Origin of the sequence: Acinetobacter guillouiae (assembly GCF_002370525.2) — a bacterium.
In the GTDB taxonomy this organism is placed as follows: Bacteria; Pseudomonadota; Gammaproteobacteria; order Pseudomonadales; family Moraxellaceae; genus Acinetobacter; species Acinetobacter guillouiae.
This window is the reverse complement of sequence record NZ_AP014630.1, coordinates 4106581-4129563: the sequence shown is the minus strand read 5'-3', so window position 1 is coordinate 4129563 and position 22983 is coordinate 4106581. Positions and strand designations below refer to the sequence as shown.

Sequence of the window (22983 nt, the reverse complement as noted above, 5' to 3'; positions counted from 1 at the left end):
CTATTGTTCAAATTGAAAAAAGCCTTAACTTATAAAGAGGTTAAGGCTTTCTGATATCAGATCGTCATTTTTGCACATGATCAAAAATTATTGATTTTGTGCGGCCATTTGCTGTTGAAGTAGCTTGATTTGCTCTTCCTTAAGTTTAATCAATTGATCCGCATCAGCATGTTGTGATTTAAGGTTTTGTTGCTGATCATCAAGTTGTTTTTGGATATCTTCTAGTTTAGCCACTTCTTCTTTCGCTAAACTGGCATTTTCAGGAATTTTATCTTTTAAAATGGATGCTTTGACCAATTCTACATTGGCAGCCTCTGAAGCAACACTTTGTTCAACAGACGTTGCCACAGGTGGTGCCGTTGTTTCCACTTTCTTCGCAGCAGGTGTAGTCTGATTCAATGGCTCATTGATTTGGGTGCTTTCAGAGGTGTTATTTAACCAGAAAAAAATAGCAATTAAAACGATAACTGCCCCCAACCCGCCTGCAATAATCCACATTAATTTTGAATTGTTTCTTTGTTCTATATGCATTTTATTCGGTCCGATCTATTTTGAAGAGCGAGGCTTGAATTGAATGACCCCAATTTCATCAGGTATAGCAGGTTCTTCAGGCGCATCTACATGGGTAGGGCGATTTTCAGAATATCCACACTCGATGCATTCAATCCATTCAGCATCGCCTTGGGTGAGCATAACAATACGATCCATCGCTTCACATTTTGGACATTTTGCACCAGCAATGAAACGACGTCTAATATTCATACACCCACCACACTTTAAACAATTTTGGCCGTTAGTTTAAGCGTTTTTTTAGCTATTCGTCCAACCTTGATGACGTAATAATGCATCTATTTTAGGTTCACGACCACGGAAATTGATAAATGCATCAAGTGCTGTATCTTTTCCGCCAACTGCAAGGATTGCCTGACGGAACTCTTGTCCAGTTTGGGTATTAAACACACCTTCATTTTCAAAGCGGTCAAAAGCATCACTTGCTAAAACTTCTGCCCATTTATAAGAATAATAACCAGCAGCATAACCGCCCGCAAAAATATGGCTAAAGCCATTTTGGAAGCGGTTATAAGGTGCTGTTGCTAAAACTGCATACTTCTGGCGAATATCATCTAAAGTGGCTTGGATTTGTTCGGCATTTAGTGCCGGTGTAAGTTTATGAATGGTTAAATCGAACAGTGCAAACTCAATTTGTCGTAAAGTTTGCATACCTGACTGGAAGAAACGAGCATCGAGTAATGCTTTTAAAAGATGCTCAGGAAGTGAGTCTTTAGATTCAATATGTTCACTGATTAAAGCCAAGCTTTCCGTATCCCATGTCCAAAATTCCATAAACTGGCTAGGTAACTCCACGGCATCCCATGCAACGCCGTGTGTTCCAGCAACTGCAATATTGTCTACTTCGGTCAACATATGGTGTAAGCCATGACCAAACTCATGGAATAAGGTATTCACTTCATCATGCGTTAATAGGGCAGGCTGATCACCGACAGGTGGGGTAAAGTTCCCAACCATATAGCAGATTGGTTTTTGTAACCCCGTTTCGGTTTGCATACGCGAGCGGAAACCACTCATCCATGCACCACCACGTTTACCGTTACGTGCATAGAGGTCAAAGTAAAAACCACCAATCACAGTGCCTTGGTCTTCTAGTTCATAATAATGAGCATCTGTATGCCAAAGTGGTGCTTGGCGTTCAATGACTTGAATTCCATATAAACGATTGACCACATTAAATAAGCCTTGAATCACTTTAGGCGCAGGGAAGTATGGTTTTAAATCTTCCTGAGAAAGGTTGAACTGTTGAACTTTTAGTTTTTCAGAATAATAACTGCTGTCCCAAGGTTTTAGCTCATCTATGCCATCTTGTTTGGCAATGGCTTTGAGTTCTTCGATTTCTTTTAATGCAGGTGTACGTGCATGCTCTGCTAAATCAACCAGAAATTGATCAACAGTGGCCACATCGGGTGCCATTTTTGAAGCAAGTGAGTATTCTGCAAAATTGTCAAAACCTAAAAGCTTGGCCATTTCCTGACGTAAGCTGAGGATTTCAACCATCACGGGTGCATTGTCAAATTGCGTATCGCTGGCTTGATCTGAGGCGCGTGTAACATAAGCGTGATAGATTTCTTCACGGAGCGCGCGATCTTCTGCGTAGGTCATGATGGCCAAATAAGATGGAATATCTAAGGTAGCAACAGGCTGATCTAGTTCGCGTTGTTGACCATATTGTTTGAGTAATTCAATACTGCCTTGCGGTAGACCTTTAAGCTGATCCGTAGTTAGAGTTTTGCTATAGGCTTGAGTTGAATCCAAAACATGATTAGAAAAATCAGAAGACAATTGGGATAATCGTGCAGAAATTTCTGCATAGCGTTTTTTAGCTTCACCTTCAAGGGCAACACCTGAAAGTTTAAAATCACGTAAAGCCAGCTTAATTGCACTTTGTTGCGCCGTTGGCAAGTCGCTAAAAATCGCATGATCATAAACATTTTGATAAGTTTGGAACAAGGCAACGTGTTGACCGATCTGAGTATAGTATTCACTTAAACTTGGCAACAAGGCTTGATAGACTTCACGCGTTTCAGTGTTATTCATCACTGCGTTGAGGTGTGACAAAATTCCCCAAGATTCACTCATGTTATTTTCAAGTGAATCTACATTTTCGATCACTGCAAGTTGTTGTTGAATGCTTTCAGGGACTTGTACCAAGTCATTTAAAAAGTTTTGACCGTCTTGGATGGCTTTTTCAATATTTTGTTTGAGTTGATCTAAACTAATTTGATCAAATTGCGGTACTGGCAACGTTGCCTGTTCTAGTGTCATGAGCTTTATGCCAAATCATTTCTTAAGTTATAGATAGATGTAGGGCTTCTGGCAGGGGAAATCAAGGTGTGACAATAAAATTAACACAGATGTTAATGGACTTGTTTGGTTTTCAGGTTGTATTCAAAAGGGATAGAGTATGCACCCGCATCAAAACTGATGCCTAAAATATCTTTTTTAAGATAAAAGCCATTTGCATTTTTTAGTGCAATAAAATTTCGATCTTCAGCATAGTATCGGTATAAGTATTGTAGATCTGCGCTATCACAGTCATTAGACGTTTTAGAAAGCGTTGCTGTTTTATTTTCAATACATGGGACAAGTTGCTGAGCAATTTCATTTGAGATTTGTGCTGCGGACAATTGATATTTTTGCAGAATTTGTGACAATGTTGCGAACTGTTTATTTTTTAAATCGATCACATAATACTTTTCCCGATAATAGCTTTGTCCGCCTTCAATTTCTAAATGAGTATAAACACTTAAATAGTTTTGATCCTGATATATCTTTTCTGAACTAAAGTCGATACGTGTAGCATCGTCTGCCAAAAGTTCGTGTTTGATCTGTTGGTTGATTTTTTCAAAACCTTTGCCTTGGATAAAGGGAATATTTCCTGAAAAGTTTATGTATTTTGAAGGAATAGCTTGGGTTTTAAAGATGATGGTTTCAGCAGAAGTTACACAGCTGAGTAGCAGGGTTGAGAGTGATAGTATATTTTTAATTTTCATGCTGTTATTTCTAGAGTTATTTGATTTGCTATGCATGCATTATAAAACAAGGAAGACTCTATGAGGGTACAAGAAAAGTATTTTTAGACGTATTCAAATTTAAAATTTTAATGATAAAAAAAGAGAGCCGAAGCTCTCTGATTTTGCGGTAAGTAAAATTACTCAGTCTTTGCTTTTGCGTTCGACTTTTTCTTTTTTGCTTTCGCCTTTTTCTTCACTTTATCTTTAGCCTTTGTTTCAGGCTGAGCTGCAGCACTTTTTCCAGGTTTCTTAGTGTAAGAGCTGGGTTTTCCTTTGGGCTTTTTCTTTCGAATGGGGCGTTCCCCATCTTCGCCGGCATTCCCACTGTCAGATTCAGATTTAACTTTGACAGGACGTTCAGAAAAAACTTCTTCTTTGGCAACGGGTTTTGCAACACGTGGTGCACGACTACGGATTACACGACCGGCATGCGACAGTTGTTGTAACAATTCAAAATCAATCTTACGTTCTTCTAGGTTAACCCCAGCAACTTTGATCTTGACTTCGTCACCCAAGCCAAAGGCTTGACCTCGATTTTGACCGACTAAATTTTGACTAACTTGGTCATAAACAAAGTAGTCATCGCCCAATTGACTCACGTGAATCATACCATCCACATACAGATCTTTTAGGGTTACAAATAAACCAAATTCAGCAGTTGCACTGATCACACCAACAAATTCTTCGCCTAAATGTTGCTGCATATAGTGACATTTCAGCCATGAAGTAACCGAACGCGAAGCTTCATCTGCACGGCGTTCAGTTGCAGAGAAATGTTCACCCGCATCTTCTAATGCTGCACCTGAAAGAGGATACTTTTTGTTGGTTAAACTGGCTTTAATCGCACGATGTAATAGCAGGTCAGGGTAGCGACGAATTGGTGAAGTGAAATGGGTATATGCTTCATAAGCCAAGCCATAGTGCCCCACATTTTTTGGACCATAGTAGGCTTGCATCATTGAACGTAATAGCACCGCATGAATACTCGGTGCATCAATACGATCTTTGGTTGCTTCAATCACCGTTTGATAATCGGCTTGTGTCGGTTGGTCAGGGAATTTAAAGCCCAATAATTTCACAAAGTCTTTTACTTTTTGAATGCGTGAAAACTCTGGTGCTTCATGCACACGATACAACATTGGAACTTCATTTTTTAAGCAATATTCCGCTGCTGCAACGTTAGCAAGCAACATACATTCTTCAATAAGCTTATGCGCAACATTACGTGAACGCGGTAAAATTTCTTTAATTCCACCCAATTCATCAAAAGTCATGTAGGTTTCAACGGTTTCAAATTCCATTGCATGACGTTGTGCACGTAAACCTTTTAAGGTTTCATACAATTGGTAGAGCGTATTGACTGACTTACGGACATCACGATCTTCAGGAATCGCATTGCTGTCGCCATCCAAATATTGTGCAACTTGGGTATAGGTTAAACGTGCTTTTGAATGCATCACTGACGGATAAAATTCAAATTTAGTCACTTTACCAGCACGGCTTAAATTTAAATCACACACCATGCATAAACGGTCAACATGTGGATTTAAAGAACATAAGCCATTTGAAAGTGCTTCAGGCAACATTGGTAATACATAGTGTGGGAAATACACCGATGTACCACGTTCTTGCGCTTCATCATCTAAAGGTTTACCAACACGGACATAATGACTGACATCTGCAATCGCGACAACGACACGATAGCCACCACCAGGACGTTTTTCCGCATAGACTGCATCATCGAAATCACGTGCGTCTTCACCATCAATGGTGACTAAAGGCAAATCTCGTAAATCTATACGGCCTTGACGATCTTTTGCAGAAGGTTCTTTAAATGCTTCAGCTTCTTTGATGACTTCTTCTGGGAATTCATAAGGTAAACCATATTCTAAAATGGTTTGCGGGATAATGATTTCAGTATCGGCTTTATCCGCCATTGATTGAATCACATGACCTGTCGCAAATTCATCTCGTGTTGGATAGTCATCAATTTCAACACGTAATGCATCGCCGACTTTGGCTTTGGCATGTTCAATCAGTTCTTTTTCTAAAGTTATGGGCTGATGTGCATTGGGAGGTGCAGGTTGAATAAAGTATTCACCTTCAAATTCTGCAACTTTACCGATCAGTTGTTTAACTCGACGTTGAGTCACTTCAGTAATATAGCCCCAAGCTTTACCTTTACGGTCTACAGAAGTTTGTTGGACTTTAACGCGGTCACCATGGAAGACTTGACGTAATTCGCGCTCAGGCAGAAGGAACTCATCTTTCTTCCCATCTAAGCTTGCAACACCTAAACCTTTAGCGTTGACATAAACAGTAGCGTCTAGGGTAGGTTGATCGGCCATCAGCTGATATTTAAAACCATCTTTCATCAACTGACCATCACGCACCATTGCACTTAAACGATGGCTGAGCGCATCTATACTTTTTTGATCGACAATTTCAAGCAGTTCAACAAGATCTGCATGTGACAATGCTTCTTGTTTTCGTTCAATGATTTCTAGGATAAGGGTACGACTTGGAATGGGATTGTCGTAACGCTCAGCTTCAGCTTTGGCTTCAGGATCGACCCAATTTTTCATGATGTATTTGGTTTCTAGTCAGAAGATAGGATTAGCATAAGACATACAGTGGAATACTGCACGTAATTGATTGCAATATTGTGTTTTTAATTTAGTTTTTAGAGAATTTTTCTTGGTATTTGTAGATTGTGATTATTTTACAGCATAAAAAAACAACAAAATGATGAAAATCGCTTAAAAAGTATTTAATTGAGTAAATTTCTCTATTTTTTTTAATGTCATCACTTGCCGAATCGGGTTTTAGTTTGTATTATGGCGGCTCGTTACGGTGAGATGGGTGAGTGGCTGAAACCACATCCCTGCTAAGGATGCATACGGGTAACTGTATCGAGGGTTCGAATCCCTCTCTCACCGCCAACGATTACTTATGACGCGCTCATAGCTCAGCTGGATAGAGCACTTGGCTACGAACTAAGGGGTCGGGAGTTCGAATCTCTCTGAGCGCACCAATAAGTTAATCATGATGTAACGAATGCCTTTTGGCAACACAAGTATTGCGCTCATAGCTCAGCTGGATAGAGCACTTGGCTACGAACTAAGGGGTCGGGAGTTCGAATCTCTCTGAGCGCACCAACTTGAAGAATTAACCGCATACCTTGCGGTTTTTTTGTGCCTGAAATTTAGGTCGATGATTTTAGGCCAGTGATTTTAGCTCGTTGAATATCTTGATTCTCTTGGCTATTTTTCGAAAAATAAAATAGCTAAATGCAATAAGCCCAATAATAATGCCAGTGATCTCTAAATAGGAAAAAGTTCTAATTTTAAAAAGAAAAAAGATGCTGATTAAACTTAGACTAAGCCACAATAAGCAGAAAAATAGCATTTCATTAAAGAAGAATACTTGAAAGAGCCATTTGCGTAATGCCTTATTTTTAATTCGCGTCAGAAATAAAAACCGATGTTTAAAGCTAAATGAACTGTTTGGCGAGATTTCAGCTTTGGACAGCAGCATTCGATAAAAATGGACCTCATCAAAAGACGCATTGGGTTTATTTTTAACAGGCTGTGGTGTCTTTTTATGATTATTTAACCATCTATCTACCTCACAACAGGGCAGTAAAGACTCTCCAAAACCATCGAGATCTAAATATCGATTTTGGGGTGTTTTAAGTTCAAATGATTTTGGCAGCCAATATTTGGATGGCGATGGACTTTTGGGATTTCGATGTTTTTCTTCAATGAAATGGATCATATCCACCATTTCATTGTTAGCTTCTATACTAAATGGATCAATCATCATTGCCATAATATCGGTAATATTAAGCTCGACTGAAAATGTTGGAGTACGTTGTAAATATTGTAAAAATGATTGCGCTAAAATGGCTACTTTTTCATCATTATAGAATGCTGACCATATATTGAGTCTGGATTTAAACGTTTCACAGCTTTTTAAGATCGTTGCACGAAAGACGTAATAAGTTAAGCCGTCTTGATCTTGAAGAGCGGTAATGTCTTCAACTTTAAATAAAGCCAACCAAAATAATGGAATCGAGTATTTAACTTCTTGATAGGTCTCATTTTCATCCATTTCACCCGTGGTTCTATCGAGATCGGATGAAATCCAAAGTGTTGAGTAATGTCCCATTGTTTCCTTTTATCATCTGAGTTTTTATAGGAATATTTATGAAATAATAGTACAGGATTGATTGATGTGGAATTTAAATAAAATGAATTTTATTATTTTTTACACGTCTATTCTTGTCGCAGAGTAAGGATTGCAACATCTATTCTAGAGCTAAAAACTTTAAAATAATAAAATAACCGAAGCTTTAGAAAGAAGAACATGAAGAAATATACAGATGGATATTATATTTACCAGCATGTTGATTTTATTTGCCATTTCAACCTGCAACAGTGTGATGGCTGTAATCGCACGCTGACAGGTTTTGTCTATGAACTGCAAATCCAAAGTTTAGAAAATGAATCTGTCATCTTCTGTGCTGAATGTATGGAATTGTTAGACGTGGTGAATGCCGAATAATTGCTTCGGGTCGATGACTGTTTAATTTTAACATTGCTTATTTTTTCACCGAAAAAAGTAAGCATTATCCAGCATTATTTTTATAGAAAAGCTTATCTGATAATCATATTTATTTAGAAAAAATTCTCACTGTAAGATAGTTCCAAATCATTTTTTCTGCTTTAGAGCGTAACAATAAAATAATTATTTTGGACGATTTCTTTGAATTGGCAATATATCTACAGTGTGATGCCACAGTTTGCTTCGGCAATGGTAACGACACTCAAAATCTCAATCATCAGTATTATTCTCGCAATAGTGGTTGGTTTAATTTGCAGTATTCTCATTACCTATCGGGTACGGGTCTTTGACAAAATTGCCAAAATTTACATTGAATTATCACGCAATACACCCTTATTGATCCAGCTATTTTTTCTCTATTACGGTTTACCAAAACTGGGGATTAAAATTGATGGATTTAGCTGTGGGGTCATTGGTCTAACTTTTCTAGGTGGAAGCTATATGGCTGAAGCCTTTCGTGCAGGTTTACAAGCTGTGGCCAAAGGGCAAATTGATTCGGGTGAAAGTATTGGACTGAATCCACTGCAAGTTTTTCAATATGTGATCTTCCCTCAAGCTCTAGCAATTTCAATTCCTGCAATTGGTGCAAATTGTTTATTTCTGATTAAAGAAAGTTCTGTGGTGAGTGCCATCGCAGTGGTGGAACTATTGTTTGTCACCAAAGACTTAATTGGTATGGATTATAAAACCACAGAAGCATTGTTTCTCTTGATCATGTCTTATCTGATTATTTTATTGCCTGTGTCTATTCTCACCAGTTATCTGGAATACCGCAGTCGGAAGGTGAGCCATGGAATTTGATTATCTGTTTCAACCCAGTCATCTTGCACGATTACTGGAAGGGCTGTGGGTTACTGCAAAAATTGCCTTTATATCAGTATTTTTTTCAGCAATTTTTGGCACGATTTTCGGTGTCATTATGACGTCAAAAAATTTACTGATTAAAAGTTTGTGTCGATTGTATTTAGATGCGATTCGGATTATTCCAATTCTGGTTTTATTGTTTGTTTTCTATTTTGGCTTTGCAACATGGTTTAACTGGCAGCTCTCAGCGGTACTGGTATGTATTGTGGTTTTTGTATTGTGGGGGACTGCTGAAATGGGCGATTTAGTCCGTGCTGCCATCACATCGATAGATCAACATCAACGCGATTCTGCACATGCACTTGGCCTGAGTCCTATGCAAACTTTGGGCTATGTGATTTTCCCGCAGAGTTTAAAAAGAGTCACGCCGGGCGCAATCAATTTATTCACACGTATGATTAAAACCAGCTCCTTGGCAGTGCTGATTGGCGTGGTCGAAGTGATTAAAGTTGGACAGCAAATTATTGAAAATTCGCTGTTAATTGTTCCGAATGCATCTCTTTGGATTTATGGTTTGATCTTTATTTTATATTTCATCATTTGCTATCCCTTATCCCGTTTAGCGACGCATTTAGAAAAAGTTTGGGAGTAATCATGACTTTGTTATCTATACAACATTTACAGAAATCATTTGCAGAAAGTCATATTTTACAAGGCATAGATTTGGACGTAAAACAGGGTGAAGTCGTGGTGATCCTTGGTCCATCGGGATGTGGGAAAAGCACATTGTTACGTTGTATCAATGGCTTGGAAAAAATTCAGGGTGGCACAATCAATTTAGCGGGCTCAGGTGTATTGGGCAAAGATTTAGCATGGGTAGATGTACGTCAAAAAATTGGCATGGTGTTTCAAAACTATGAACTTTTTGGGCATATGAATGTGATTGATAACATTTTATTAGGCCCTTTAAAAGTTCAAAAACGAACAAGAGCTGAAGCTGAGAAAGTCGCAGACGAATTATTGAAACGTGTCGGTTTATACGATCGTAAGCGAGATTATCCGCGACAGTTATCGGGTGGGCAAAAGCAACGTATCGCAATTGTGCGTTCATTGGTGATGCAGCCTCAAGTGATTCTGCTAGATGAAATCACCGCTGCTTTAGACCCTGAAATGGTCCGTGAAGTATTAGATGTGGTTTTAAAACTTGCACATGAAGGAATGACCATGTTGATCGTGACTCATGAAATGTCTTTTGCCAGAAAAGTCGCAGACCGAATTATTTTTATGGATAAAGGCAAAATTATTGAGCAAGCCACACCTGAACAATTTTTTGAGCATCCACAGACTGAACGGGCAAAAGCCTTTTTAAATATGTTGAATTACTAACAGTAATTTAGACATCAATATTCACCCTAATAGCAACACAGAATGATCTATAAAAATGAGGATGTATGGCTTTATCTTATTTAACTCAACCATCGAATTTTTTTAATATTTCCAACGTTGTTCGAACATTGAGTGTAGCCTTATGTATGGGAATGTTGAGCGCATGTAGTCAGCCAACTGAACCAAATGCATCAGCGGAGAAAAATACCCAGAATGATCAATCTTTAGATCAGATTAAAAAGCAGGGCGTGTTTCGTGTGGCTGTTTTTGCAGATAATCCACCATTTGGTTATGTGGACAGTGCAGGTAAACCACAAGGTTTTGATATCGCTTTAGCAAAAAGAGTGACCAAAGATTTGCTTGGGGATGAAAATAAAGTTGAATTTGTGGTGACTGAGGCTGCTAATCGGGTGGAGTTTTTAAAATCGGGTAAAGCAGATGCGGTATTTGCCAGCTTTTCAGTTACTCCTGAACGTAAACAAGTGGTTGATTTTGCTCAACCATATTTAAAGGCTGCTTTAGGCATCGTATCGCCTAAAGCCAAGACGATTACCAATATTCAGCAGCTTGAAGGCAAAACCTTGATCGTCAATAAAGGCTCGACATCAGATATTTATTTCACTAAGAATTATCCAAAAATTAATTTATTAAAGTTTGAACAAAATACCGATGCCTTTAATGCCTTGAAAGATGGTCGTGGTGATGCAATTTCTCAAGACAGTACTTATGCCTTGGCATGGGCAGCTGAGAATCCAACATTTACGGCGGGAATTCAACAAATTGGTAATCAAGACTTTATTGCACCTGCAGTGAAAAAGGGCAATAGCCAACTTCTAAATTGGCTCAATACTGAAATTTCAAGCTTACAAAAAACAGGTGAAATTCAGAAGATTTATGATCAGACCTTAAAGCCTGTTTACGGTGGAACTGTGGATGCTCAAGTCTTTTTGGATGTGACACCGAAATAAAAATTGCATTAAAGCGTTTAACTATGAAAAGAAATCATTGTTTAAATATGAAAATAGATCAGAGGAAAATTAAATGAATATATCAATAAAACAGCTGACTCATCTACTTGCGGCCTCAGTGCTTAGCTTAGGGTTAGCGGCGTGTAATAAAAACGCGTCAACAACTGAAAAAGCTGCTGAACCTGAAAAAAACAGCTCAAGTATCGAGCAAATTAAGAAAAATGGTGTGGTTCGTATCGGGGTGTTTAGTGATAAGCCGCCTTTTGGTTACTTGGATGCACAAGGTAAAAACCAAGGGTTTGATGTGGAAATTGCCAAGCATGTTGCCAAAGACCTATTGGGAGATGAAAACAAAGTTCAATTTGTTTTAACGGAAGCTGCCAATCGTGTGGAGTACCTTAAAGCCAATAAGGTGGATATTATTTTTGCCAATTTCACCGTGACTCCTGAACGCAAGGAAGTTGTCGATTTTGCCAAGCCTTATTTAAAGGTTTCTTTGGGCGTTGTATCACCTAAAGCTAAGCCGATTACTGATATTGCACAGCTTAAAGACCAGACTTTATTGGTCAATAAAGGCACGACAGCAGACTCATTCTTTAGCAAATCACATCCTGAAATTAAATTACAAAAGTACGAGCAGAATACAGAGACCTTTGATGCGTTGAAAGATGGACGTGGTGTGGCTTTGGCACATGACAATTTATTGGTACTGGCTTGGGCAAAAGAGAACCCAAATTACACCGTGGGTATTACCAGCTTAGGTCAGCATGATTTAATTGCACCTGCAGTCAAAAAAGGCGATAAAGAATTATTGGATTGGTTGAATCAAGACTTAGAAAAATTATCTAAAGCGGGGGTTATCCAGCAAGCCTATGAAAAGACGTTAAAACCTGTCTACGGTGATAGCATTAATCCAAAAGATTTATTGGTTGAGTAAAACCCTTAAAACTTAAGTTTGCTCTTTTAAAAATATCATCGACTTTAACTGGGGAAACATGATTTGCATTTAATTGATCTTTTTCACAAAGGTCTCTTGTGCAAGTAGATGTTTTCCTTTTTTTGTCATAGGTTGCATAAGTGCCAATTCATCACCTGTGTTTTTCTCAAGTAAAATAGAATGTGGTTGATCCTCAGCAAATAAAAATTGCTCACCCCATTGACGTAATGCCACGATGATCGGGAACAGTGCGTAACCTTGTTCAGTGAGTACATATTCCAAATAGGCTGAGCCATTAGAAGCGGGTTGGTTCTTTAGAATTTGAGCATCAATAAGTTTAGCCAAACGATCAGATAAAATATTTTTGGCGACATTTAAATTTTTTTGAAAATCACTAAATCGTTTTACCCCATCAAACGCTTCGCGAATGATCAATAAAGCCCAACGATCTCCAATCAATTGCACTGACCGCGCAACTGGGCAAGCTTCATATCTGTCTTGATTCATCAGCTGTTCCATCTTTCATCTTAAAAATAAGACTATAAATCTAGTTGCAATTTAAAACAAGATTGCGTAATTTAATCTGGTTGCAAATTAAAACTAGATTGGTGCAGAATGAACAAAACAGATCATCAACAGCGCAATAAAACAAGAGAACAGCAGCGATCTCAGCTTTCTCCAGCCTTGGTGATGTTGTTGGCGTGTGCTGCTGGATTGAGTGTTGCAAATGTTTATTATGCACAGCCATTGCTGGATTTGATTGCCCAAGATTTTAAATTAGATTATTCGTGGGTGGGGTTAGTTGTTTCATTGACTCAAGTGGGATCAATCATTGCATTAATTTTTATTGTGCCTTTAGGCGATTTAATACCACGAAAATCTTTGATGTTGTTTCAGTCCATCATTTTATGTCTCGCTTTAATCTCATTGGTTTTTTCAGATCATATTTTCACGTTGTTATTGAGTATGCTGATTGTGGGCATGTTGGGCACAGCGATGACCCAAGGCTTAATAGTTTATGCATCAGTTTTGGCAGCTGCTGATGAACGCGGCAAAATCGTGGGTACAGTCCAAGCTGGTGTGTTGATTGGCATACTTTTATCTCGGGTACTGTCTGGTAGTTTAGCGGATTGGTTTGGATGGCAAGGGGTATATATATTCTCAGTACTATGTATGAGTATGATCAGTGTGTTTTTATGGAAATACTTAGCTGTTATCCGCATCGAAAAAGATCCTATTCAGCAATCCACTTATTCCCAGATAATCTTTTCATTGTTTGAACAATTGTTTAAAAATAGAGTGTTACAGATTAGAGGCGTACTTGCTTTCATCATTTTCGTCAATTTAAATCTGTTTTGGAATGCGTTGGTATTTCCTTTATCTGTTCAGCCTTTTGAATATTCACATAGCTTGATTGGTTTTTTAGGCATCATTGGGGCTATCGGTGCGGTTATGGCAATCCGTGTTGGTGGGTTGGCTGATCGAGGCTATGCTCAGCGTGCTACACAATATGCGTTTCTATTACTGATCGGAGCTTGGGGCATTTTAACCTGCTTATATTTTTCAATTTGGGTTTTTATTTTAGCGATTATTTTATTCGATGTAGCCATTCAATCAGTCCATGTGATTAATCAAAGTCTGATCTTCCAAGCGGATATTCGATTACATGGGCGATTGGTTGGTGCTTATATGTTGTTTTATGCATTGGGTAGTGCTGTGGGATCATTACTGGCAACAACACTCTATAGCCATTGGGGATGGTATGCCGTGTGTGCTGCTGGGATCCTATTGAGTGTAGTTGGCTATTTATTTTGGTTGTTTACTGAAAAATATTTAATCCAGTTTCAAATGAAACAGCATACAAGCAGTGTATAAATGCATAAATCCTAGGTTTTTTGTCGATTTAAAGATAAATAGCCCAAATACTAAACACTTGGTGTTTAACTATTGAAATAATCCTTAACAAAAAAATGAAAAGGCGTATAATGCGTCCCATCAAGACGTCGCGCTCATAGCTCAGCTGGATAGAGCACTTGGCTACGAACTAAGGGGTCGGGAGTTCGAATCTCTCTGAGCGCACCAACTTGATAAAATATTTAAAAAAACCGCTTTATTGCGGTTTTTTTGTGCCTAAAAAATGGCACAATGAAACAGATAATAAAAATAAGGCCAATCATGAATGCATAAATATTTCTCATTGTTTATCGTGCTGGTCATCAGTCAAATGATCGGATGTACCGCTATTCTATGGAATAACAGTGATTCTGGCAGGTTGGCGACGGGTAAAGTGGTTTCAACCCATGCAGATCGTGTGATTGTAGATCAGGATCAAATTGTCGGTTTTGCCTATTTAACAGAAAATGCTTCCTCAAAAAATAGCCATGATAGAAACAATGTAGATCGCTCCTTAATCGTGGTTGGGCAAAAATATGCGTATATGATTGATATTGGAAATAAGGAAATTTTAGAGGCCATTCAATCTGATTTAGACCCCAAGTATTGGCGGATCAAACCAGTCCGTCCGAGTGACAAGCATTTTAGCTTGTCTTTAATGCCTGAAAGCGATGATCAAAAAAATCCACAAGCAACTCAATTTAGCGGTGATATTGAACTGTATTATGCAAAAAACAATTTAACTCGACAGGACGAAAATAAGTTATCTCGACTTGGACTGAGTCAGTACGAGTATGGTCAGGAAAACTCTGAATTTTATCAAAGAAAAATTGGATTGGTTGGGCGTGTTGTGGGCTTAAACGCTGAAATTAAAAATATGAAATTTCAGAACTTTAGTCAAAATTATACGATTGAAATGTATACACAAGGAAAAACCAAATACTCACTACACTCTAAAACATTGTTGCAGAAAATTGCCTTAACCCCAGTCACTTTAGTCGGTGATCTGGTCGCAATCCCGTTATATTTCCTATTTAATATTGGCACAACAATCAAACATCTGGCTGATTAATTGAGTTTTAAAAGTTCAATCAGCACTACTTTACTTTTTGAGCAAAAATTGCGTTTGCACCCAGTGCAGGTAACATTTCATGGTAGGGTAAACTGCGTGCTGCTTTGAGTAGGAATGGTGCTTTTTCATCAATTTTGATGGTGGTGGTCATTTTGAGTAAGGTGTTATTGCCTTGGGGTAAAAATTGAATTTGACCTTTGAGATAACGTAAATCCCCGCCATTGGCATAGAAGTTATTTTCAGTGGCTTTGGGATAGCTAAAACGCATTTTAAAATCAAAAGGGATACTAATAACCCCCAATCCGACACTGACTTTAAAGTCTGCATCTTGTCCTTGTGTGTTGATCGCTGTGGTTTTAATGCTTTTGATTTGTTTTGGAAAAATTTCTTTATAGGATAAGGGTTGTGTCCAACGTTGTAATTGTTGCGGGGTGGCATTTAAATATTGATAGCTTGTGGTAAAACGTAAAACTTCACGACCATGGGTATAAGGTACAGTGACAGGATTAAGTACAATACTGACGGGCTGTTGTGCGTTGGCACTGACCTGAACAATTTTATTGATTTGAGCTGTATTTAATTGGGGGCTAGGCAGTTGCCCTGCATTAATGCCGTCACTTTTTTAGTCGTATATTTATTTTTGAGTGCTTCTAAAACAAAGGCGCTCGAACCATTTGGAATCGCCAGTTTTACTTCAGGGAAAGCATTTAAAATTTTCTTAAATAGGAAACCTTGCGGTTGGTTTAAATCGCCCCATTGTGTCAGGGTCACTAAGGTTTTGTTTTCAGCTAAATTGAACCATTCAAATTTCCCTAATGCATAAGGAATTGGGCCATCAATCACCATAGTTGAAATGCTATTTTGTCCAATTTGGTGTTGCATCACCACATCTTCATTAAAATTCAATACAGGTATCGGTGTCGGGATGGAAATACGATATTTTAATTGACTGACAGGTCCTGCTGTTTCGATGACTTTTGCGGATTTTAAAGTCGGGAATAACCCAACATATTGCGTGTAATTGCTTAAAGTTTTAGCCACTTCTTGGCTACTTACAGGCACAACAATGGCTGCTGTTGAAAATTTAGCTATAGGTTGGGGCTGTTTGCTGAATGTTGGTAGGGAGGTCTTGGTCGCTGGATGGGCATAAATTAAAATATTGTCTTGTGCAATTGCCGCGATTTGCTGGGCATTATTGTCAAATGGTTTTAACGCACTGGGAATATTATCGGTCCAAGTGACCAATTTCGCGAAACTGATTTGACTGATACCGATTAAGAGTACTAGACTGATATTTAAATAAAAAGCTTTCATCACAATTCCTTTTACGCCTTGATAAGCGGCAATCTTTTGTTTTTATAAAAACCATTTGTATGAAAGACCCTAAAAGGATTCACTTTTAAAAAATAGAGGTGTTCTGTAAAACAAGATGAAAATCCGCATCTCGCTGGAAAAATCTAGTGTAATATCTTGGCATCGTAAAACATTTGTATTGAAGCAACTATGTCAGACACCCAGCCTGCATTATCTGCACGTTATTATCTTAATTTAGAAGAATCTCAAGACGGTTTTAAACTGGCAACTTTTGGTAAAAAGCAAATTAGCCAATTTCTCACGCCTTTGGTCAGCATCGGAATCATGGTTTGGGGGATTTACCTCGGTTTAGAGGGTGTGGGTAAATATTATGTTTGCTTAGGTGCTTTTTTCTTAATTCTGCAAATGCTGATGCGCTATTGGTTTTTACCGATGATGTTTAAACGCCAATTCGTTAAATATCAATTTGGTAAAAGTGAACAAGGTATTGAATTATTTCAAGACTATATGGAATTATTCAGTAGTGGTCGTCCAAAGCAAGTTCATCATTATTCAGATGTCGATAAATTTGCAGAAGGCAAGCTTACCTATATGATCGAATTAAAAAATCGTACTGTGGTGATTGTGCCTAAACGAGCATTTGCGACACCCGCAGATCAAACGATTTTTATCAATACTTTTAAAAAGTAATTTGGAATTATAAAGTTTTTAACGCTGATCAATAAGAAGGGAACAATATGAGTACACGTCCATCTAAAATTGTATGTGTCGGTCGTAGTTATGCAGCGCATGCAGCAGAATTAGGTAATGCAATTCCAGATCGTCCAGTCTTATTTATCAAGCCACCCAGTAGTTTGATTTCATTGCAAGACGGTATCTCTTGGAATGAGGCGTGGGGAAATTGCCACCATGAGTGTGAACTGACGTTACGTATCGATAAGCCACTTAAGGGCGAAACCAATTTAGATAAAGTATTGGATGCGATTGGTGCTGTGACTTTAGGCTTAGATTTAACTTTACGTGATCTCCAAGATGACTTAAAGGGCAAAGGCCAGCCTTGGGAACGTTCAAAAGCTTTTGATGGTTCATGTGTACTGGCAGATTGGGTCAGTGTGGATGAGATTAAAGATTGGTCGGCTGTTACTTTTGAATTTGCGGTAAATGATGAAGTTCGTCAAAAGGGCGATACTGCTTTATTGATTTTTGATATTGCTTACTTACTCGCAGACATCTGCCAAGTATTCTCTTTAGAGCCAGGTGATGTGGTGATGACTGGGACACCTGCAGGTGTTGCAGCATTGGCTTCTGGTGATCAATTGAGTATGACTTTACATGGTCAAAGCCAAGATTTTGTTTGGAAAACTTTTGTAAAATAAGCACTTAAAATTCAAGCAACCCAGTGTTTATTTATAATCAATACGCATTGGGTTTTTTATTATCTACAGTTTTATACAACAACAATTATCGCTAACTTTTGAGATATATTACGCTTGATTTATCCGTTGAAATTTACAGCCAGTTGAAATTTACAGCATCGCTATTTTTTAGCTATCGTGCAGAAGCTTAGACGAAACGCTTTGATAGCGAAGAAGCAGAAAAGCTGGATGACTTTGGTAAATTACTACATAACCCAAAGTTAAATTCAGCCCATGCATTTTTAGATCGACATTTAGATTGGTCGGGAAGATTGTTTATTATCAGTATTTAGATCATTCCACTTCATCTACTCGAAATTTAAAAAGTTGATTTAGTGACGCAACAATTTTCTAAACTGATCTGGGGTACGCATCATCCAACGTTTAAACATATTGATAAAAGCAGAAGCATTGGCATAACCTAAATCCAGTGCAATGCTTTCAACCGTTTTTCCCTCATTGAGCATAGACATGGCTTTCATGACTTTAAGCCGTTGTCGCCATTCATTGAGTGACATTGCCAACTCTTTTTGACTCAGTCTTGCCAAGGTACGTTCAGTCATATTAATCCGTTGGGCTAAAGCCTCTAGCGTACTGTGATCAGCAGGGTGGGCATGTAAAAAATCCAAAACTTGTTTTAAGGCAGCATGATTGGTATGGGGTAAATAACTACCGATTAACTCAGCATGTTGTAACTGATCAAGTAATACCTGTAACAGTCGCAAATATTCAGGCTCAGATGCTTGCATTGGGTGTTGTTTGATGTGCTGTAAAATCGCTGAAACCAAGGGTGAGGTTAAGAGAATCCCTGCTTGTTGAGGTAAGGCACTACATAACGATTGGTGGATATACAAAGTTGCATGGGAAACAGAAGTCCGATTCAAACCACTGTGTTGCGTATTTGGTGGTAACCAAACTCCATATGGAGGTGGTGTAATATAATTAATTTGATCAATATTGACTTCCATCACCCCATTAAAGGCATAAATAAATTCGCCCCAAGCATGCCCATGTTCAGGATAAACCGACAGTGCAGGATCATGTCGAAAAATAAGCCATAGTGGTGCAACAATTTCATCATTGGTACTGAGTTGAGTCAGTATATTTTTATCGCTTGTTTTTGTTATCGTCATGCAAAGATTGCCTGAATAAAAAGATCTTTTGTCTACTTTGAATTATATCCTATAAAAAAGACAGGTTCATACCATTGAGGTGTCTTTTATCCGCTTTATGCAGTGGTTTTGGCTATTGCGAAATTATAACGCTTCATCAAAAATGGAATATCACCTCCCTTTCCAATGGGCACTGCTTGGAAAGGGAGGTTGTTTATCTATCTGGGTTAAAATTACTTATCATCCAAAATGGTTGAAAGCGGAATCGATAATTTAGCGGCCAAATATTCATCGGATTCAATTAAAGTTGGACCAATATGCTTCATCCAAACATCATCATCATGGACATGTTCAACATCATGACGACGAGGCAGGGTATAAGGTAATGATGTATAGAATGACCAGAAATCAATTTCATCTAAATTTCTGACCAGCACATATTCATTATTGTCAGTGCATTTAACCAAATTCTGTTTTTCTAGAAGTTGGATATAAACTGGCCAACGTCCAATTTCACCACGACCTAAAATATTTAATGCTTCTGCATCAGTTACCACTTCACCCGTTTTTTGTTTTTTATAAAATAATTCCAGAATATCGAGCATCATCAACACAGGATGGCGGGTCTGGATTTTACCTGTATGAAATGCGGTAAGCGCATAACTGATTTCCACACCCAATAAGACGATATTCCACGATAAAAAGATCCACAATAGGAAAATTGGCACAGCAGCAAAAGCACCATAAACAAGGGTATAGCTGGTGAAATTTGCCATAACAAAACCAAATAGGTTTTTAAGTAGCTCAAATGCAATCGCACCAAAAAGACCTGCAATCGCCGCCGCTCTAACAGGAATACTACGATTTGGAATCGTCCAATATAGAATGAAAAAGCCTAAAGTGGTCAGTGCAAACGAAATGACCCCAAATAACGCTGTACCATCAACTTCATAACCAGCAAAGTTATTACTTAAAACATTCATAGAGGCCAATGTTGATGAAATGACAAAGGCACTCCCTAATAAAATCGGGCCTAAAGAAATAATGGTCCAATAACGCATAAAGCCAATGATGCCATTACGCGTTTCTTGAACACGCCAAATCCGATTAAAAACCGTTTCAATACTGGTAAGCATCAGTACTGTGGTAATGAATAAAAACAGCACACCAATAACAGTTAAATTACTTGAATTCTCTGTAAAGACATTAAAAGCCTTATCAAAAGCAATGCTGGTTTTCGGCAAGAAATTACTATAAATCATCTGCTGGAGTTGCTGTCTAGCAGGCTCTAAGGCTTTGATTGATGAGATAATAACCAAGAAAACAGTCAACATTGGAACAACAGCAAATAATGTCGTATAGGTCAGCGATCCCGCTTGTTCACGACAACGATCTGCTTCAAAACGACCAAGTACAAAAAGAATGAATTGAAACCAAGTTTTTTCATAGAAGGGGAGTTTTTTAAGTAATTCAAGCATATATATCTTTGATCTCAATTATTTTTCGGCATATCTTGCATTTTCATTGCCTAGCTTACCCAAAAAAGCAGAAAAATACCGTATAGTTTTATTTTCTTATGTTGAAATCAAGAAATCTCTATGCAAGCTTATGTTCTCGTACTCTATTACAGTAAATATGGATCTACCAAAGAGATGGCACACTTGATTGCCAACGGGGTAGAAGCAGCAGGTGTCGCAGTAAAAATTCGGACTGTGCCTAATCTTTCCACTGTTGTGAAAGAAGCGGAAGCCAGTATTCCAGAACATGGCGATATTTATTGTACATTGGATGATTTACAAAATTGTGCAGGATTGGCTTTAGGTTCACCAACACGTTTTGGCAATATGGCATCTGAAATGAAATACTTTTGGGATCAAACCACTAGCCTTTGGTTAAATGGCGCATTACACGATAAACCTGCTTGTGTATTTACCGCGTCAGGGTCAATGCATGGTGGGCAGGAAAGTACATTATTAACGATGTTACCGCCATTGTTTCATCATGGCATGATGATCATGGGGTTGACCAATGCCAATCCAGCCTTATCCAATACCAAATCAGGCGGTACGCCGTATGGAGTCAGTCATGTCAGTGGACCACGTCATGATCAAAACTTAAGTTCCGATGAAAAAGCTTTATGTGCAGAACAGGGCAAACGTCTAGGTGAAATGGTTAAAAAGTTAAACCCATAATTTTTGATGCTCTTGTGAGATCTAGATAATAATTCAAAGACTTCTCTTTTATCTGGCGTCTAATGGATAAAAAGAGAAGTTCTTTATCATATTGATATTTTATATTTTGTTATTTTAAATTAAAGCGATGGTTACATTTTTTACATTGGTAATCAAAAAAGATATTTTGGTCAACAATCACGCCAGCTCGTTTACCAAAGCGATTTCCTAGAAATCCACCTGTAATTCCAACACTGATTGCGCCTACGAAGGTTCCTACAGTTCCACCAACAATAACGCCTAAAGGACCTGCAACCGTTCCGATAGCCGCACCAATAGAAGCACCAGAGGCAGCGCCACCTACAGTTCCTGCTGCTGCACCCGCAGAAGTCAATAATACACTGCCTGCTTTGCCTAAAAGTTGTTCATGGTCACGGCGTTCTAAGTCTGTAGCGCCACACTTTGGGCACTTTACTGTTTGTTCATCAGTCATTGATTTTTACTCACTCAACAAAGTCCATTTGTCTTCGTTAAGTTATGGTTAAGCGTTATATTCACGTTCACTACTGGCATTTTTGTCATGCTTATCGCTATCGTTACAATCATGTCAGGGATATGACATGATTTTGATTGTAACTGAATACCGTGATCAGTCTTTATATTTTGTGTGAATGTAATAGATAGAATGATTGACACAAGCTTATAGAAACATCTTTTTATTGCTTTAGCCGCATTAAACTCTCCTGATTAACGCTACACACCAATCGACCATCTTGCCACATCCGGCCGAAATTAAGCCCTCTGGATTGGCTAGATACTGTGGCATTCATATCATAAAGTAGCCACTCATCTACTCTAAAATCTGTATGAAAATAAATGCTATGGTCTAAACTTGCACTACGTACACCGCCGTTCGCATAGCTGACACCATGCGGTCTAAGTGAAACCGTCAGCAGGTTATAGTCAGAATAATATGCAGCAATGGCTTGGTGCATCATGGGTGTATCTTGTTGAGTGGGAATCGTTTCAAAGGTTTGAAAATATTCAGCATAATTTGTGTCTAATTTTATCGGTTTGAATGGATTGAATGGCTGTACAGGATGGATGTTGATAAAAAATTGACGCATAAATATTGCGCGTGCAGGTTCAGGAACATCCTCATAAATCATTTGTTTAAGTTGTTGTTCTGGGATCAGTTCATCTGGCGAAGGGTAGAGAGGCGGTTCAATCTGATTTTCTAAACCCTCTTCAATATTGGCAAATGAAACCATGGCCGAAAATATAATATGGCCGTTTTGCCAAGCATGGACTTGGCGAGTCGAAAAACTTTTGCCATCTCTTAAATTTTCAACTTTATATAAAATCGGAATATCTGTGCGACCACTGCGAATAAAATAAGCATGTAATGAATGTGCTGGTCGATTGGTGGTTTTTGATGCGGCAATCAATGCTTGTGCCACCAATTGCCCACCCACAAGGTGTGATCCAAATAATCGTGTGTTTTGCCCTTGAAATAGACCATCATCCAATTGTTGTACGTCGAGTAGATCAACTAATTTTTGAGTGATTGATCTCATTTATTATTTACCTGAATTATCTCTTTATTTGCACAATATAGCTGAGGGTTTGATCAAAATAAAAGGCAAAACAAAGACGCTACTGATCAAAAAGCATAAAAAAGAGCGCCTAAAGCACTCT

At 38.3% G+C, this 22983-nt stretch carries 22 protein-coding genes, 4 tRNA genes and 1 pseudogene; 15 read left to right on the top strand and 12 right to left on the bottom strand.

Annotated features, from left to right (window positions below; genetic code table 11):
* Positions 1-87: 87 nt before the first annotated feature.
* From AS4_RS19235 to rnr, 5 genes are all read right to left on the bottom strand, one after another.
* The gene (locus AS4_RS19235; protein WP_096735208.1) at positions 88-531 is read right to left on the bottom strand and encodes a hypothetical protein; all 444 of its coding nucleotides are present in this window, start codon (positions 529-531) and stop codon (positions 88-90) included.
* Between the two features lie 15 nt (positions 532-546).
* Positions 547-756, bottom strand: coding sequence for a YheV family putative zinc ribbon protein (locus tag AS4_RS19230; protein ID WP_171066870.1), 210 nt, complete (start codon positions 754-756; stop codon positions 547-549).
* A 54-nt stretch (positions 757-810) separates the two neighbouring features.
* Entirely contained in the window at positions 811-2838 is a 2028-nt protein-coding gene (locus AS4_RS19225; protein WP_096735207.1) for a M3 family metallopeptidase, read from the bottom strand.
* Between the two features lie 92 nt (positions 2839-2930).
* Positions 2931-3566, bottom strand: a complete 636-nt coding sequence (locus tag AS4_RS19220; RefSeq protein WP_096735206.1) for a hypothetical protein — start codon at positions 3564-3566, stop codon at positions 2931-2933.
* A 158-nt stretch (positions 3567-3724) separates the two neighbouring features.
* Positions 3725-6175, bottom strand: coding sequence for a ribonuclease R (rnr, locus tag AS4_RS19215; RefSeq protein ID WP_197724433.1), 2451 nt, complete (start codon positions 6173-6175; stop codon positions 3725-3727).
* A gap of 264 nt (positions 6176-6439) precedes the next feature.
* Here rnr and AS4_RS19210 point away from each other — a divergent pair.
* The 3 genes from AS4_RS19210 (at position 6440) to AS4_RS19200 (ending at position 6745) form a co-directional block, all read left to right on the top strand.
* Positions 6440-6529 (top strand) — tRNA-Ser (locus AS4_RS19210).
* Between the two features lie 15 nt (positions 6530-6544).
* Positions 6545-6621 (top strand) — tRNA-Arg (locus AS4_RS19205).
* A gap of 47 nt (positions 6622-6668) precedes the next feature.
* Positions 6669-6745: transfer RNA gene (locus AS4_RS19200), tRNA-Arg, on the top strand.
* A 61-nt stretch (positions 6746-6806) separates the two neighbouring features.
* Here the strand turns inward: AS4_RS19200 and AS4_RS19195 are convergent.
* Positions 6807-7757, bottom strand: coding sequence for a hypothetical protein (locus AS4_RS19195; protein ID WP_096735204.1), 951 nt, complete (start codon positions 7755-7757; stop codon positions 6807-6809).
* Positions 7758-7955: 198 nt separating this feature from the next.
* On the opposite strand from AS4_RS19195, the gene AS4_RS19190 reads away from it, so the two are divergent.
* From AS4_RS19190 to AS4_RS19165, 6 genes are all read left to right on the top strand, one after another.
* Complete coding sequence (locus tag AS4_RS19190; RefSeq protein ID WP_004816901.1) at positions 7956-8153, top strand: hypothetical protein; 198 nt, start codon at positions 7956-7958, stop codon at positions 8151-8153.
* A gap of 201 nt (positions 8154-8354) precedes the next feature.
* Entirely contained in the window at positions 8355-9014 is a 660-nt protein-coding gene (locus AS4_RS19185) for an amino acid ABC transporter permease (protein ID WP_209827946.1), read from the top strand.
* A complete protein-coding gene (locus tag AS4_RS19180) occupies positions 9004-9669 on the top strand; it encodes an amino acid ABC transporter permease (RefSeq protein WP_096735203.1) in 666 nt (221 codons plus the stop codon). Before AS4_RS19185 ends, AS4_RS19180 begins: the two co-directional genes overlap by 11 nt.
* A 2-nt stretch (positions 9670-9671) precedes the next feature.
* Positions 9672-10403: an amino acid ABC transporter ATP-binding protein gene (locus AS4_RS19175; RefSeq protein WP_004725765.1), complete on the top strand. Its 732-nt coding sequence runs from the start codon at positions 9672-9674 to the stop codon at positions 10401-10403.
* A gap of 146 nt (positions 10404-10549) precedes the next feature.
* On the top strand, positions 10550-11371 hold the full coding sequence (locus AS4_RS19170; RefSeq protein WP_406565202.1) for a transporter substrate-binding domain-containing protein: 822 nt from the start codon (positions 10550-10552) through the stop codon (positions 11369-11371).
* 73 nt (positions 11372-11444) lie between these two features.
* A complete protein-coding gene (locus AS4_RS19165) occupies positions 11445-12308 on the top strand; it encodes a cysteine ABC transporter substrate-binding protein (protein WP_096735201.1) in 864 nt (287 codons plus the stop codon).
* A 69-nt stretch (positions 12309-12377) separates the two neighbouring features.
* Here the strand turns inward: AS4_RS19165 and AS4_RS19160 are convergent, their stop codons facing one another.
* Positions 12378-12815 (bottom strand): winged helix-turn-helix transcriptional regulator, encoded by a 438-nt coding sequence (locus AS4_RS19160; RefSeq protein ID WP_004725772.1) that lies wholly within the window; start codon positions 12813-12815, stop codon positions 12378-12380.
* Between the two features lie 108 nt (positions 12816-12923).
* On the opposite strand from AS4_RS19160, the gene AS4_RS19155 reads away from it, so the two are divergent.
* From AS4_RS19155 to AS4_RS19145, 3 genes are all read left to right on the top strand, one after another.
* Positions 12924-14183 carry an MFS transporter gene (locus AS4_RS19155; protein ID WP_096735200.1) on the top strand — a complete coding sequence of 420 codons (1260 nt, stop codon included), beginning with the start codon at positions 12924-12926 and terminating at the stop codon, positions 14181-14183.
* 130 nt (positions 14184-14313) lie between these two features.
* Positions 14314-14390: transfer RNA gene (locus AS4_RS19150), tRNA-Arg, on the top strand.
* Positions 14391-14487: 97 nt separating this feature from the next.
* A complete protein-coding gene (locus AS4_RS19145; protein ID WP_096735199.1) occupies positions 14488-15273 on the top strand; it encodes a YidX family protein in 786 nt (261 codons plus the stop codon).
* 25 nt (positions 15274-15298) lie between these two features.
* Here the strand turns inward: AS4_RS19145 and AS4_RS19140 are convergent.
* Positions 15299-16587 (bottom strand): annotated as a pseudogene (locus tag AS4_RS19140) (SRPBCC family protein).
* Between the two features lie 189 nt (positions 16588-16776).
* Between AS4_RS19140 and AS4_RS19135 the strand changes: the two are divergent.
* Together AS4_RS19135 and AS4_RS19130 are read left to right on the top strand one after the other, a co-directional pair.
* A complete protein-coding gene (locus tag AS4_RS19135; RefSeq protein WP_004816919.1) occupies positions 16777-17277 on the top strand; it encodes a YcxB family protein in 501 nt (166 codons plus the stop codon).
* Between the two features lie 47 nt (positions 17278-17324).
* Positions 17325-17963 (top strand): fumarylacetoacetate hydrolase family protein, encoded by a 639-nt coding sequence (locus AS4_RS19130; RefSeq protein WP_004725784.1) that lies wholly within the window; start codon positions 17325-17327, stop codon positions 17961-17963.
* Positions 17964-18334: 371 nt separating this feature from the next.
* Here the strand turns inward: AS4_RS19130 and AS4_RS19125 are convergent, their stop codons facing one another.
* Entirely contained in the window at positions 18335-19135 is an 801-nt protein-coding gene (locus AS4_RS19125; RefSeq protein ID WP_096735198.1) for an AraC family transcriptional regulator, read from the bottom strand.
* 212 nt (positions 19136-19347) lie between these two features.
* The gene (locus AS4_RS19120; protein ID WP_004816923.1) at positions 19348-20592 is read right to left on the bottom strand and encodes a YihY family inner membrane protein; all 1245 of its coding nucleotides are present in this window, start codon (positions 20590-20592) and stop codon (positions 19348-19350) included.
* Positions 20593-20712: 120 nt separating this feature from the next.
* Between AS4_RS19120 and wrbA the strand changes: the two genes are divergently transcribed.
* The gene (wrbA, locus tag AS4_RS19115) at positions 20713-21306 is read left to right on the top strand and encodes an NAD(P)H:quinone oxidoreductase (RefSeq protein ID WP_096735197.1); all 594 of its coding nucleotides are present in this window, start codon (positions 20713-20715) and stop codon (positions 21304-21306) included.
* Between the two features lie 109 nt (positions 21307-21415).
* Here wrbA and AS4_RS19110 read toward each other — a convergent pair whose 3' ends face one another.
* Entirely contained in the window at positions 21416-21778 is a 363-nt protein-coding gene (locus AS4_RS19110) for an FmdB family zinc ribbon protein (protein WP_004725792.1), read from the bottom strand.
* 223 nt (positions 21779-22001) lie between these two features.
* The gene (locus AS4_RS19105) at positions 22002-22862 is read right to left on the bottom strand and encodes an acyl-CoA thioesterase (RefSeq protein WP_096735196.1); all 861 of its coding nucleotides are present in this window, start codon (positions 22860-22862) and stop codon (positions 22002-22004) included.
* Positions 22863-22983: the final 121 nt, after the last annotated feature.

Excerpts from the sequence above, each read along its gene's own strand:
- AS4_RS19235 (WP_096735208.1), bottom strand. The coding sequence starts at position 531 with ATGCATATAGAACAAAGAAACAATTCAAAATTAATGTGGATTATTGCA.
- AS4_RS19225 (WP_096735207.1), bottom strand. The coding sequence starts at position 2,838 with ATGACACTAGAACAGGCAACGTTGCCAGTACCGCAATTTGATCAAATT.
- AS4_RS19220 (WP_096735206.1), bottom strand. The coding sequence starts at position 3,566 with ATGAAAATTAAAAATATACTATCACTCTCAACCCTGCTACTCAGCTGT.
- AS4_RS19195 (WP_096735204.1), bottom strand. The coding sequence starts at position 7,757 with ATGGGACATTACTCAACACTTTGGATTTCATCCGATCTCGATAGAACC.
- AS4_RS19190 (WP_004816901.1), top strand. The coding sequence starts at position 7,956 with ATGAAGAAATATACAGATGGATATTATATTTACCAGCATGTTGATTTT.
- AS4_RS19180 (WP_096735203.1), top strand. The coding sequence starts at position 9,004 with ATGGAATTTGATTATCTGTTTCAACCCAGTCATCTTGCACGATTACTG.
- AS4_RS19175 (WP_004725765.1), top strand. The coding sequence starts at position 9,672 with ATGACTTTGTTATCTATACAACATTTACAGAAATCATTTGCAGAAAGT.
- AS4_RS19170 (WP_406565202.1), top strand. The coding sequence starts at position 10,550 with ATGGGAATGTTGAGCGCATGTAGTCAGCCAACTGAACCAAATGCATCA.
- AS4_RS19165 (WP_096735201.1), top strand. The coding sequence starts at position 11,445 with ATGAATATATCAATAAAACAGCTGACTCATCTACTTGCGGCCTCAGTG.
- AS4_RS19160 (WP_004725772.1), bottom strand. The coding sequence starts at position 12,815 with ATGAATCAAGACAGATATGAAGCTTGCCCAGTTGCGCGGTCAGTGCAA.
- AS4_RS19155 (WP_096735200.1), top strand. The coding sequence starts at position 12,924 with ATGAACAAAACAGATCATCAACAGCGCAATAAAACAAGAGAACAGCAG.
- AS4_RS19145 (WP_096735199.1), top strand. The coding sequence starts at position 14,488 with ATGCATAAATATTTCTCATTGTTTATCGTGCTGGTCATCAGTCAAATG.
- AS4_RS19135 (WP_004816919.1), top strand. The coding sequence starts at position 16,777 with ATGTCAGACACCCAGCCTGCATTATCTGCACGTTATTATCTTAATTTA.
- AS4_RS19130 (WP_004725784.1), top strand. The coding sequence starts at position 17,325 with ATGAGTACACGTCCATCTAAAATTGTATGTGTCGGTCGTAGTTATGCA.
- AS4_RS19125 (WP_096735198.1), bottom strand. The coding sequence starts at position 19,135 with ATGACGATAACAAAAACAAGCGATAAAAATATACTGACTCAACTCAGT.
- AS4_RS19120 (WP_004816923.1), bottom strand. The coding sequence starts at position 20,592 with ATGCTTGAATTACTTAAAAAACTCCCCTTCTATGAAAAAACTTGGTTT.
- wrbA (WP_096735197.1), top strand. The coding sequence starts at position 20,713 with ATGCAAGCTTATGTTCTCGTACTCTATTACAGTAAATATGGATCTACC.
- AS4_RS19110 (WP_004725792.1), bottom strand. The coding sequence starts at position 21,778 with ATGACTGATGAACAAACAGTAAAGTGCCCAAAGTGTGGCGCTACAGAC.
- AS4_RS19105 (WP_096735196.1), bottom strand. The coding sequence starts at position 22,862 with ATGAGATCAATCACTCAAAAATTAGTTGATCTACTCGACGTACAACAA.